The organism is methanotrophic endosymbiont of Bathymodiolus puteoserpentis (Logatchev), from assembly GCF_900128525.1.
GTDB lineage: Bacteria > Pseudomonadota > Gammaproteobacteria > Methylococcales > Methylomonadaceae > Methyloprofundus.
In genome coordinates this window covers 1-12,426 of the sequence record NZ_FQTQ01000007.1, presented here as the reverse complement: position 1 = coordinate 12,426, position 12,426 = coordinate 1, and the positions used below count along the sequence as shown (strand labels likewise).

Annotated in this window: 13 protein-coding genes; 9 read left to right on the top strand and 4 right to left on the bottom strand. The window is 38.7% G+C overall.

What is annotated here, in order from left to right:
• Window positions 1-46: 46 nt before the first annotated feature.
• The 5 genes from BQ7314_RS00200 to BQ7314_RS00180 are packed head-to-tail and all read left to right on the top strand — an operon-like array spanning window position 47 to window position 5,734.
• Window positions 47-2,539 carry an outer membrane protein assembly factor BamD gene (locus BQ7314_RS00200; protein WP_174481692.1) on the top strand — a complete coding sequence of 831 codons (2,493 nt, stop codon included), beginning with the start codon at window positions 47-49 and terminating at the stop codon, window positions 2,537-2,539.
• A gap of 11 nt (window positions 2,540-2,550) precedes the next feature.
• Window positions 2,551-2,886, top strand: a complete 336-nt coding sequence (locus BQ7314_RS00195; RefSeq protein WP_174481691.1) for a J domain-containing protein — start codon at window positions 2,551-2,553, stop codon at window positions 2,884-2,886.
• A complete protein-coding gene (locus tag BQ7314_RS00190; protein WP_174481740.1) occupies window positions 2,886-3,545 on the top strand; it encodes a nucleotide exchange factor GrpE in 660 nt (219 codons plus the stop codon). Before BQ7314_RS00195 ends, BQ7314_RS00190 begins: the two co-directional genes overlap by 1 nt.
• On the top strand, window positions 3,546-5,297 hold the full coding sequence (locus BQ7314_RS00185) for an Hsp70 family protein (protein ID WP_174481690.1): 1,752 nt from the start codon (window positions 3,546-3,548) through the stop codon (window positions 5,295-5,297).
• Complete coding sequence (locus BQ7314_RS00180; protein ID WP_174481689.1) at window positions 5,297-5,734, top strand: hypothetical protein; 438 nt, start codon at window positions 5,297-5,299, stop codon at window positions 5,732-5,734. Before BQ7314_RS00185 ends, BQ7314_RS00180 begins: the two co-directional genes overlap by 1 nt.
• A 246-nt stretch (window positions 5,735-5,980) precedes the next feature.
• On the opposite strand, the gene BQ7314_RS00175 is transcribed toward BQ7314_RS00180, so the two are convergent.
• From BQ7314_RS00175 to BQ7314_RS00165, 3 genes are read right to left on the bottom strand one after another with little or no spacing between them, the layout of a single operon-like run.
• Entirely contained in the window at window positions 5,981-7,852 is a 1,872-nt protein-coding gene (locus BQ7314_RS00175) for a mechanosensitive ion channel family protein (RefSeq protein WP_174481688.1), read from the bottom strand.
• Window positions 7,853-7,905: 53 nt separating this feature from the next.
• Window positions 7,906-8,514 (bottom strand): ribosome biogenesis factor YjgA, encoded by a 609-nt coding sequence (gene yjgA, locus BQ7314_RS00170; RefSeq protein WP_174481687.1) that lies wholly within the window; start codon window positions 8,512-8,514, stop codon window positions 7,906-7,908.
• A 1-nt stretch (window position 8,515) separates the two neighbouring features.
• The gene (locus tag BQ7314_RS00165; RefSeq protein ID WP_174481686.1) at window positions 8,516-8,701 is read right to left on the bottom strand and encodes a hypothetical protein; all 186 of its coding nucleotides are present in this window, start codon (window positions 8,699-8,701) and stop codon (window positions 8,516-8,518) included.
• 356 nt (window positions 8,702-9,057) lie between these two features.
• Between BQ7314_RS00165 and BQ7314_RS00160 the strand changes: the two genes are divergently transcribed.
• Genes BQ7314_RS00160 through BQ7314_RS00145 form a run of 4 tightly spaced genes read left to right on the top strand, consistent with a single transcriptional unit; the run spans window position 9,058 to window position 11,721 of the window.
• On the top strand, window positions 9,058-9,357 hold the full coding sequence (locus BQ7314_RS00160) for a DUF6763 family protein (protein WP_174481685.1): 300 nt from the start codon (window positions 9,058-9,060) through the stop codon (window positions 9,355-9,357).
• A gap of 13 nt (window positions 9,358-9,370) precedes the next feature.
• Window positions 9,371-10,219 (top strand): nucleoside/nucleotide kinase family protein, encoded by an 849-nt coding sequence (locus BQ7314_RS00155; RefSeq protein ID WP_174481684.1) that lies wholly within the window; start codon window positions 9,371-9,373, stop codon window positions 10,217-10,219.
• Window positions 10,220-10,224: 5 nt separating this feature from the next.
• A complete protein-coding gene (gene metA, locus BQ7314_RS00150; protein ID WP_174481683.1) occupies window positions 10,225-11,289 on the top strand; it encodes a homoserine O-succinyltransferase MetA in 1,065 nt (354 codons plus the stop codon).
• Window positions 11,290-11,721 carry a nucleoside deaminase gene (locus BQ7314_RS00145; RefSeq protein ID WP_174481682.1) on the top strand — a complete coding sequence of 144 codons (432 nt, stop codon included), beginning with the start codon at window positions 11,290-11,292 and terminating at the stop codon, window positions 11,719-11,721. It abuts the gene before it with no gap.
• 84 nt (window positions 11,722-11,805) lie between these two features.
• Here the strand turns inward: BQ7314_RS00145 and BQ7314_RS00140 are convergent, their stop codons facing one another.
• A complete protein-coding gene (locus BQ7314_RS00140) occupies window positions 11,806-12,207 on the bottom strand; it encodes a hypothetical protein (RefSeq protein WP_174481681.1) in 402 nt (133 codons plus the stop codon).
• Window positions 12,208-12,426: the final 219 nt, after the last annotated feature.

Here is a 12,426-nt window from a genome sequence, read left to right as displayed (position 1 = left end):
GATTATAATTTCAAATCTCCTCCTTTTAAATTCTCGTAACAAGCTTATGAAAAAGAAACCTGCAGCTGCCCCAGCTGACCCCAATAGCCTTGAGCAACAAGCTCAAACTCAGTTAAGTGCTGGCAAATATAAAGAGGCGATTGGGCTATATAAGAAATTATTAAAAATTTCTGATCATAACGAGTGGCATAAGAAATTAGCCTATTGTTATGTGCAGCGTGCAACGGCTTTGGCTGCGCAAGGAATGTTTAAAGAGGCTTTAGTGCTGTGGGAAAATCACCGTCAACATACACATGCACCTTATGCCGCTTATGATCAATATATTATTTGGCTTATTTTAAGTAAAAATAAAGCACGTATCCAAGAGAATATTCAGCAATTATCAGCGCAGCAGCTAGATAAAGAATATCCTGCGCTCGCCGCTGTATTAGGTTTATTAATACTCACTGAACACCCTGAGTTTGCGTTAGATTTACCGCAAGATTCTATGTTTATTGCGCACTTGCAACAAGTGAAAATGGCATTGCAGGCCTACCAAGATAATAACCGAGAAAAGCTAGACGAGGCATTAAAACAATTACCGTACCGCTCTGCTTTTAAAGATTTGCGTACTGTGCTAAATGCTTTAATAACCCTACCTGAGTCAATAGATCAAGCACGTGTATTATTAGCCAAGATACCTGACAATTCAGCTTATTCTAACTTTGCTCATTTATTGTTAGTCAGCACTTTTGACGGTGCTGAATTGGCAAAAAATCTAGTTAAGCTTAGTCCTGCACAACGTAATATTATCTCTAATATAAAAGGGTTTAATAAAACTCAGCTTGAATTTCTAACGCATTTGACACGTCAATATGAGCATTTATCAGATAAAGTAAAGTTCAATATGGCTATTCAGTATCAATCGCTATGCGGTACAGAATTTGCGAAAAATTACTGTCAACAGCTTTTAGTTAATTACTCGGCGGGACACAAAATTTTTAAAAAGAATTTTGGTGCAGTGGATGAGTTTGAAAACAATCGCCTTCATGCTCTAGCATGTGAGCGCCAGGGCAATAGTTATGATGCTGAACATTATTGGCGTCTTTGTATTAAAGAATTAATAGGTCAACACCTTGAGGAAAACAACTTAAAAATAGCGTTGATTTTACGTCATCTCAGCAAGCGAGAGGAACCTGCTGAGAAAACTGAATTATTGATTGAAAGTTTACAATATGATGCTGAAGATCGCGATATTTATCTACAAATCTTACAGCATTATCAACAAGCAGAAGCGACTAAGGACTATAAGTTATGGCTATCTAAAGCGTTGAAAAAATTCCCACAAGATATTGATATACTTATTCAGGCTGTGCGCGAAGCAACACGTAACAAAACTTATAAAAAAGCCAGCCAATATGCAACAAAAATATTAAAAATCGACCCACTGAATACCTTTGCTAAGCAAACTTTGTTTGCGAGTCACTTAGCACATGCCTATCGGTTGATGCGCGAAAAATCTTACCCTTTAGTCGCAAAGGAAATTGCACTGGCAGAAGCGCTCAATATTGGTAAAATTTATGTTAAGCAAACCCAACTTATGCGTGCGCTATTATGTTTTGCTCATGAAGATAAAGAGCAGGGCTTACAATTAATTAGCGATGCCTTAGCTAACTTATATACCGACCCAGTTAATAGGCATTTTCATGCCAGCATGGCAGCTTTGTCTGCAGGCTTACCCGTTGCGACTATTTTACGCGTCTTACCACCTGCGAAAGATTATTTACTGACAGAGTCTGAATTCACTCAATTTATACAACTGCTAGAGCAGTTTATCAATGAGGCTGATAATAGCCAGATACACAAGGCATTAGAAAAAGTTAAGGCACCACTGAAAAAGGCACTAACAGGGCAAGATTTTGCAGAATCCACCTTACGCCATTTATGCAAACTATTAGAAAAGCTTGAGCATTTTGAATTATTACGGCATTGTGCCAAAACTGCCTTTGCTAAATGGCAAGAACCTATATGGATGTATTACCGCGTTTATGCAGATAATAATGGCAAACCCGAGGATTGTACCTATAGAGAGCTGATGAGCTTAGAACATTATCATGAGCAAGCCATGCTGGCTAAGGATTTTCAGGTGGGCATAAAGCTGCAGAAACTAATAGACCGGTATTATCACGCACACCCACAAAGCAGTATGAACTTTCTTGATAATTTCTTTGGTATAAATGATGATGACGAAGAGGATGATAAGCTGGATATATTATTTGGTCATCTTTCTGATGAAGTCGTAATGAAACTCGATGAAACCGTTGAATCTTTATCTAAAAAAACCAGTATTGAACAAGTCGCTATAGAGCTTATACAGTCCATAGGCGATAAGAGTGTTATGTTAGCTATTATGCAAGAACCTGATCTATTTTCAGCACTGATGATTGTTAAAGCAGCCGATAAACTCGGTATTAATATTGATGTCAGCATAGAGGATGTACTTGCATATTATGGTATAGGTAAACGTACAAGTTCATCTTCTTTTCCTTTTCCTTTTTAAGGGGGTCTGTTATGAGCACAGCTTATGAAGTTTTAAATGTAGCAACAACAGCCAATGATGCTGAAATTAAACAAGCCTATTTACGATTAGTAAAAGATAACCCGCCAGATCGTAACCAAGAAAAATTTCAGTTAATTCATGACGCTTATAGTGCAATTAAAGACCATAAAAGCCGAGTTAGTTATGCATTATTTAGGCTACCCGAGGTTAATTTTGATACCTTAATGGAGCAACTGTTACAAACTGAGCACACGCTTAATTTGAGTGCCGAATTTATTAATCAATTGTTACAAGCCAGTATAGATGATACAACGCTTTTAAATGCCACAGCCACCTCTAAAAAATGATGAGTACAGAAGGTCAGAAAAACGAATTATTGGAAGATTTCCAGAAGTACCTAGAGCAAAATACGCTTGATCCTTTTGCTATCCAGAACCAGCCAGACTTACACAGTCTGCTAAGTGAAATGAGCGGTCTAAAAACTGAAGTAAAGGCAGAAGCAAGGCAGTTTAAAAATACTTTAGACACCTTAACGACAGCACTAACGACTGTTCAAGAAGATAATAAAACCTTAGCAACGGAATTGGCCGCTTATAGTCAACGACTAGAGCAACAGCAAGAAAAATTAATGCGCACTATGCTATTACAAATGGTCGATATGTATGATCGTTTAAATACAGGGGTTGACGTTTTACAAAACTATCGACCAGTCAATCGCCCGTTTAAAAAATCTCGGGTAAAAGATGTCAATTTTATTAAGCGCTTTAAAGAAGGCCAAATAATGACTTTAAAACGTTTTGAACAATTACTCGCAGAGTATAAAGTACAAGTGATTGATTGTGTTGGTAAGCGCCTTGATCCAGTAACCATGAGTGCTGTGGAAACAGGGCAGGATACCACACACGAAAATGGCATAGTATTACAAGAATTACGTAAAGGCTTTTTATTTAAAGGTCAGGTTCTGCGTTTAGCAGAAGTCAAAGTCAATAAAATTAACGGCAAATAAATGAAAGATATCATTATAGGTATAGATTTAGGCACAACTAACTCAGAAGTATCGGTTGTTGAACAAGGTAAGGTTACTATTATTAAAGAGGGTGACAAAAAAATGCTCCCCTCTTTTGTTGGTATTGATGACGCAGGTCAGGTGATTGTCGGAGAAACCGCACGCAATCAATACCTCGTCTACCCAGAGCGAACGATTAAATCCATCAAGCGTTTAATGGGACAAGATACGCAAGTCGTATTAGCAGATCAAGCTTATACGCCGCAAGAAATATCCGCTATTATTCTTACTCGCCTAAAAGGTATCGCCGAACAATATCTAGGTCAAGCCGTCAGTAAAGCAGTCATTACTGTACCCGCTTACTTCTCGGATGCACAACGCCAAGCAACCCGTGAAGCAGGTGAAATTGCAGGCTTAGAAGTCATGCGTATGATTAATGAGCCAACGGCGGCGGCATTAGCTTATGGCACTGAGCAAGCTGAAGCAAAGCAGGTTTTGGTTTATGATTTGGGCGGCGGAACCTTTGATGTCTCCGTAGTGAACATGCAAGATGGCGTAGTTGAGGTACTCTCCAGTCATGGTGACAACCATCTAGGCGGTGATGATTTTGACCAACAAATTATTGAATATTTAATTGAACATATACAAGAAACACATAATGTTGATGTGCGCCAGCACAGTAAAGCGATGGCACGACTTACACGAGCCGCTGAAGAAGCGAAATTTTTACTGTCCGACCAGCCTTATGCACAAATCAATGAAGAATACTTATTAGAGCATGACGGCGCAGCCGTGCATCTATCGCTTGAGCTATCCAGGATAGCTTACGAAGACATGATTGAAGACTATATTAATGCCACGATTGATGCTACGCATATCGCCTTAAAAGGCGCAAAACTAACCGCATCGGATATAGATGAAGTGATCTTAGTCGGTGGCTCGACACGTACACCCTGCATCCGTGAGCGCTTACTTAATGAATTTGGTTTTGAACCACATAGCGAAGTTGATCCTGACTTATGCGTTGCCATGGGGGCAGCAATACAAGCCGCTATGATTAGCGGTCAAGAAGTCGATACAGTGCTGGTTGATGTAACACCTTATACTTATGGAACCAGTGCTATCGGTGTATTAGATGGCCAACCCTATCCCTTTATGTTTGTGCCTATTATTCATAAAAATAGCGTTTTGCCTAATCGTAAAACTGAAGCATTTTTGACCAGTTATGATAACCAAGATACAGTTGAAATTATTATTTACCAAGGTGAAGACCCTGATGCTTTAAATAATGTCAAAATAGGTGAGTTCTTAGTTGAAGGCTTATTAGAGGTGCCTCGAGGTAATGTTATTACACTAACTTTAGGTTTGGATTTGAATGGTATTTTAAATGTTTCCGCAGTAGAAAAAGAAACCGGACTAGAGAAATCCATTACCATTAAAAATGCGTTATCTCAATTTGAAGGCGAATCATTAGATACCGCCAAACAACGTATTACCTCTTTATTTGGACAAATGGATCCGCGCATTATTGAGGAAGAGCCTAGCACTGTTTCTGATACACCAGAAATTACAGCAGCGCGTGAATTAATAACTAAGGCTGAAGGTTTATTCGAGAAAATATCTGCTGAAGATAAAGAGGATATGGTAGATTTAATTGAAACAATGACCGGCTGCATTGAAGCGCAAGATATTGAAGGCTTAGATAAGTCTAGCGCACAATTAACTGATATTATTTATTATTTGGAATCTTGATGAAACGCTGCCCTTGCTGTAATGCACGCTTAAAAGAAGCGCTCATCTGTCCGCGCTGCCAAGCAAACCTAAGTGCTGTAATCGGCTCAGAACAAGCAGCCGAACACTACTTAGCCAAGGCAATACAGCATTGGGCGCAAAATAATAAGGAACAAAGTATTCATACACTCGTGCTTTCCTTGCGTTTAAAAAAGACGCAGCTGGCCGTCACATTTCGTAATTTTCTGATTCAGAAATACTATCAAGACGTCGTACAACGACTTGAGAAAAAGCAGTTATTATCCGCCAATCAATGTTTATACCAAGCGCGTCAAATATCATTATACAGCCCACAGTTGCAGCAATTACAAGCTTTCACAAGGTATTTATTAACCAAATATCATGAGCAGGCCCAAGTGAATAGTAAGACAGATTTAGCATCAAATAACCCTGAATAAGGGCGAATTTATTCACAAAGTAACGCTTACAGCCCCTCAATTAAGCAAGTTGAGTAAGATAACCAACAATCGGTTCGTAAGCGCCTACTAGCCCTGCCAAAGCACTGACTTTATCTGTTAATTTTTTTTCCATTTTTTAGCTTTTACTTTCAAAGCTGAAGTTTCCCAATTATTTAGCTACTAAAGTGTACAGTGCAGGCATATCAAGGTTTATTTTAGGAGGGCTAAGTTTATAGTCAAACGGTTTTATTCTCTTAAAATCTCGCCTAAATTAATTTCTTCAGTCTCCTCATTTCGATTAATTTGCACATTTGTTGGGTAAGCAAAAGACAGGTTATTTGTTTGTAAAATATTCGCTATTTGAAATAACACATCTTCTTTCACCTCCAGCCACTTCACCCAATCTACCGATTTTGAAAAACAGTAAATTAATATATCTATCGAAAAGTCACTATAGCGATCTACAAACACTAATTGCGTCGATTTAATCCCGTGCAAGTCTTCTTGCTTTAAAAACTTATTACGCGCTCTATAGGAAGTATGTGATTCTTTAGGGCTGGCAATACCAGGATGCTCTTCCAGCATCAGCTTAATATCTGCCACTGCTTGACGAATATCATCCATATTACTTTCATAAGTTACACCAATATACATTTTAATACGCCGCCCAACGGAGCGACGATTCCAGTTTAGAACACTCGCTGTCGAAACCATCGCATTAGGCATAGTCACCAAGGCATTATCAAAGGTTCTCACTGTAGTGCTGCGTAGCCCAATTTCAACTACTGTCCCTTCAACATCGCCTACCTTAATCCAGTCGCCCATTTTGAAAATATGATCGACCATAATATTTAGGCCACCAAAAAAATTAGACAAACTATCTTTTGCAGCCATTGCAAAAGCTAGACCACCGATTCCTAAAGTAGAAAGAATTGCGGTTACATTTATACCAAAGTGGCTCAATATAAATGTTAAAGAAAGCAATACAACAATACCCTTTAAGGCTTTCACCATTAATAAGACGAGCTCTCTACTTAATTCCTTATTCCTCTTATCTGCCCTATCGAACTGGACAGCCACTACGCTATCAATTAAGTTAAACAGCAAGTAAACACAAAGCCCCTGATAAAAAATATAAATAAAATGATCAACAACGCCCTTATATTCAGTTTTATAAAGTAAAGCATTCATGGCTAAATCAATACCAAAAAAGAACACTAAATACAAAAGTGGCTTATGAATACTGATAAAAACAAGCTCCATATTTTCTACTTTGCCATCATTTAAAATAAAGCGCTCAATCAAGCTATTACTTCCTCTGGAAACAACAGGGAAAAAAATCATGGTCAACAAGAAAATACATAAAGAAACAATAAGCCCTCCCATATCAATACGCAAAGGCGCGATGATAGGGTTTATACGATTCAATACTTCAATATTATTGAAATAAGAAATTAAAGCAATTAAAGAAATTTTATTTAAAAAACTGCTTGTAACAACATCTTCTGGGTTATTTTTTACATATTCCAAAAAATCCAAATACACAGTATAAATACGTTTTAAGTCCTGATAATTTTTAGCTATATCTTGATAAATCTTACTATCACCCTGCAGAGGCTCTGGCATCGCTTTTATCTTTTTCTTAATTTTTGCTATTCTAGCTTCGATTTCAGCTAAAATTTCTTCTTCAGGCAGATAATTACGACTTGCTTCAACTAAAAATACAACAAAGCTACCTATATCACGCTTAGCCAAGTAATAATCAATACTAAACTGATCTCGCTGCACTGCTGCCTTATTACCCCTCGCTCGGTTTATTCTTATTTTCGAGTTAAGTAATTGCAATTCTGATTTATTAATAGATTCAATATCATAATCAAGCGCTGAACCGCGTATCACCATCATTAATCGATCAAATAAGTCATCCTTATTTTTAATGAGCCGTGTCAACTTTGTTTCGTCTTTATTCTCTGAAATTTGTTGATTGAGAGTAGCAACGTCTATAAGAACATCCTCAATAGCGGCATACCGCCTATCACCTTCTTCGGCAAACCCTTGCATTGAAAAAAACATCAAGCCTAAGCATAAAAATATACGTATAAATTGCTTAACTACCACTACATCTGCCTCCCTTAACCGACCTAATTAAACGCAATAAAAATTGTCTAAACCTACTCAACACTTGAATCCCCCTCAAGACCTTGTTCATTTTCTATATTTTGGGTATTTTCAAATAAAGCTCTTAAATACTTAAACAAGAGTCGTGATGATTTAATAGGTTTCTCAAGACTAATTTCTTTTTTCGCATTACGAATGAGCTGCCGTAACTGCTGAACATCAGCCTCCGGATATTTATCTAATAATTCGGTCAATGCCTGTTTATCATCAGACAATAAACGCTCTCGCCAGCGCTCTAGCTGATGTAATTCACGAGTAGCATGTGCGCTTTTTGCTTTAATCTTAGCTAAAGCCTCCTCAATTGGCTCAATATCAATCTTTCGCACTAAGCCCGTAATAAACTTTAACTGCCGTTTACGCGCTGCTTTAAAAGGCATTTTAGCCGCCGCCAAAATCGCTGCCTCTATCTCTTCAGGAAGATTTAATTTTTCAATCTGCGCTGGGGCAAGCAAAGCCATGTCTTCACACATTTTATGTATAACGGCAATATCACGTTTTAGCTGTGTCTTATTGGGCCTAATCGCCCAGGTTTGCTCTTCATATTCATCACCTTCTTCATGCCTTTGAAGCTCGTCAAACTCTTCATCTGTAAAATCACTCATATCAAACCATCGTAATTAAAAAAATAACAAATAACACTACCCCAACGATAGGGATTAACGCCCCTACCCAGTCGGAAGGAGTCTCTTTATTTTGTTGTAACGAAGCTTTAATGCTCGGTCGCATCCAAAAAATTAGACCCAACGCCATCGCTCCAAGAAAAACATTTTCCCACACAGACAACTCCATCACTATTCCTCTTTATTTTCACTCTAATTAAATGTGCTGCTTATTGCAGCCTGATAGGGCCAATAAATATATGCAGCAACTTTGGCACAATAAGGACCGTGCATGAAACAAACTCTAGTCTACCCGTTATAATTTAGGCTAAAATCAGCTCCCACTTTTATTAGGTTTTATACTATCAGTCTACAGGCTATTACTCATTAACTTGTGCAAATCCGCCTTGCAATCTACACATCATAAGCATAATATTCTCTTAACTCAGCCAATAAACAGCAGAACTAATACATACTGGCTACCCCTATTTTTCTAGCCATACCCATACGACTAGAATATTAACTAAACAATACAAGGAATTGATCATGACTACCATAACAGATCCCGTTATTGAACAGTGGTACAAAGACGTAGAAAATAACCTCACATTCAAAGTCGTCGCTATTGAAGAGAGCGATGATACCATTGAAGTGCAATATAGTAATGGTGATATTGGCGAATATGATACTGATAGTTGGTATAACTCGACCTTTGACTTCATTGAAGACCCAGAAGATTGGAGTGCTCCCTTTGATGATCTTGAATCTGATGATTTAGGCTATTCTAACTCAGACACACGACGTACTGATATGGACGACACGCCTTTAAAAGACTACCTAGATTAGGATATACCCCTGCATGAAAATGAGTTCTCAAGAGTTCCTAAACTGGAGCTCTAAAAGCCTGACTTTACTAGGTATGTCTGGTGCCGGAAAAACCACGCTATCAAGTAAACTGCCTAAAGAGAAATGGTTCCATTACTCAGGTGATTACCGTATAGGCACTAAATATTTAGACGAGCCAATATTAGACAATATTAAACAACAGGCAATGGAAGTGCCTTTTTTAAAGGAACTTCTGCTGTCTGATTCTATTTATATTCGCAATAACGTCACAGTAGAAAATTTAGCACCCATTTCCAGTTTTTTAAGCAAGTTAGGTAACCCTGACTTAGGGGGGCTAACACTAGATGAATTTAAACGCAGACAAGCCCTACATTATCATGCTGAAGTTGCTGCTATGCTGGATGTTGGCAATTTTATTCATAAGGCTGAAGACATTTACGGCTATAAAAACTTTATTAATGATGCAGGTGGCAGCGTTTGCGAACTAGACAATCAAGCCGTATTAGATCATCTCGCTGAACAAACACTTATTCTTTATATAAAAACCTCTCCCGAGCAAGAGAAAATGATTATTAACCGGGCTAAATCATCACCCAAGCCATTGTATTATCGTGAATCTTTTCTGGATAAAAAGCTTGCCGAATTTATGCAACAAAACCACTACAGCGAGACTAGTAGCATTCCGCCAGATGAATTTGTAACATGGATTTTTCCTGAATTATTTCGCTCTCGCTTACCACGCTACCAAGCCATAGCCGATCAGTATGGCTATACGCTCGATGCTAATGATGTCGCCCAAGTTAGTAACGAAGAAGACTTTATTCAGCTGATTGCCGCTGCGCTAGAACAGCAAACTACTTAACCACGATGCCTTTAGTTGCCCACACACAATTACCCACATTCCTACGCTTGCAAGAAGAAGGCGAGGATATTCTTAACCCTGAACGCGCCACGCATCAACATATCCGTGAACTGCATATTGGTTTTCTAAATATTATGCCGGATGCAGCGCTCGAGGCCACAGAACGTCAATTTTTTAGATTAATCGGCGCCTGTAATCAAATTGCACAATTTCACGTCCACCCATTCACCATTAATGGTTTACCTAGAGGTGTGAGCGCGCAAGCACATATCGACCAATACTATGAAACCTTTGAGCAACTTAAACTCGATGGCTTAGATGCCTTAATTATCAGTGGCGCGAATGTTACTCACGCACATTTACAGGACGAAGATTTTTGGCAACCGTTAACGGAAGTATTTGATTGGGCAAAAGACAATGTCACCTCAATTCTCTGTTCATGCCTCGCTACACATGCACTGATTCAGTTTTGCTATGGCATAGAGCGTACACGTTTACCCGCAAAATGTTGGGGCGTTTATGCGCATAAAGTCATTGATCGTAAGCACCCTTTGATTGCCGAAATTAACACACGCTTTGATGTTCCTCACTCACGCTTTAACGCTGTATTTCAAGAAGACTTAGAACACCATGGCGTAAAAACACTGGTTTCTAGCGCAGAAGCTGGTTTGCATCTCGCGGTCAGTCCCGATGGTTTTCGCATTGTATTTTTCCAGGGACACCCAGAGTACGATAACATCAGTTTATTGAAAGAATATAAACGCGAAGTATTGCGCTATATTAATCAAGAGATTGATCAGTACCCGCATTTTCCAGAGCATTATTTTAGTCACGAGGCGCAAGCAATTTTTACTCGCTACGCTGAGCATGTACAAGATGCACTAAAGAATCACAGCCCTATTGACGATTTTCCAGAACAAGAAGTTGAACCATTTTTAGACAATACTTGGCGCGATACTGCAAAAGCCGTTTTTAATAATTGGCTTGGAAAAGTGTATCAAATTACCAATCAGGATCGTCGCCTCCCCTTTATGGATGGCATAGACCCCAACAATCCCCTAAACTTATAAATGCACGCGCAATTCTTGCAACAAGCAATTGACTTAGCCATAAAAAATGTACATACAGGAAATGGCGGACCGTTTGGTGCCGTTATTTGTCAAGACAACAAAGTCATTGCAGCTTGCTCTAATATCGTAACTTGTAGTAATGATCCGACCGCACATGCTGAAATCACTGCCATTCGTACGGCTTGCAAGCATTTAAACAATTTTCAGCTCACTGACTGCACCCTTTACAGTAGTTGCGAGCCCTGCCCTATGTGCTTAGGCGCTATTTATTGGGCACGCTTGGAGCAGGTCTATTTTGCTTGTAATCACCTTGATGCCGCACAAGCAGGCTTTGATGATAGTTTTATTTATAATGAAATTGCTGTAGCGCCAGAAAAACGCACTATCAATATGCAGCATCTTGAGATAAGGAATGTGCATGAAATAACTTAGGCAACTTATAAAGTTGTTGCGTCAGGAATGGCAGTATAATTCCATTGCCTCAGGTGCTCATCAAATACAATTCGCATTGACTCTTTAAAACCCTCTGCAACTATCTCTAATTTTCAGTAACCAGCCATCCTTTCCCGTACAGCCTAGCATCGCATCTGCTTGCACATGGATACGAGCATACTTACCACTTAAAGATGCGGGAAGTTTTGCTTTTACTGCATAAAAGCTAATTTTATATTCAGTATCGACTTCTAACGGAATTTTCTTGGCAGTCGCCTTGATCGTTGCAGGATCAGCATAACCAGAGACAGTAAACGAAATTTCTGACTCAGGGTCTACTTCGGACTTATGCGCAGGCGTAAAAGTTTTAAACTTAGGCTTTTTACAGCCGTTATTGGTTGCCGATGTCCCATAAGCAAAGACAGAGCCAGTAAAACCAACGCTAACGATTAAACATACTAATTTTAAAGACTTATTTTTTATCATTATTATTTCCCCTTATTTAGTCCTATTAAAAAATCACTTAGGAATGAAAATGAAATAATTTTTACATTATGGCAAACAAAAAGGCAAGCCAGAATCCACTAGTTGGACGAAGCCGCTAACGCGGAGAAAAGAACCACCACGCCGGTAATTAAAGTTGTAACCTCACTTCCTTCTATTCGCATAGGAAGGTAACCTGCAAGCTCATTAAACTAACAATGA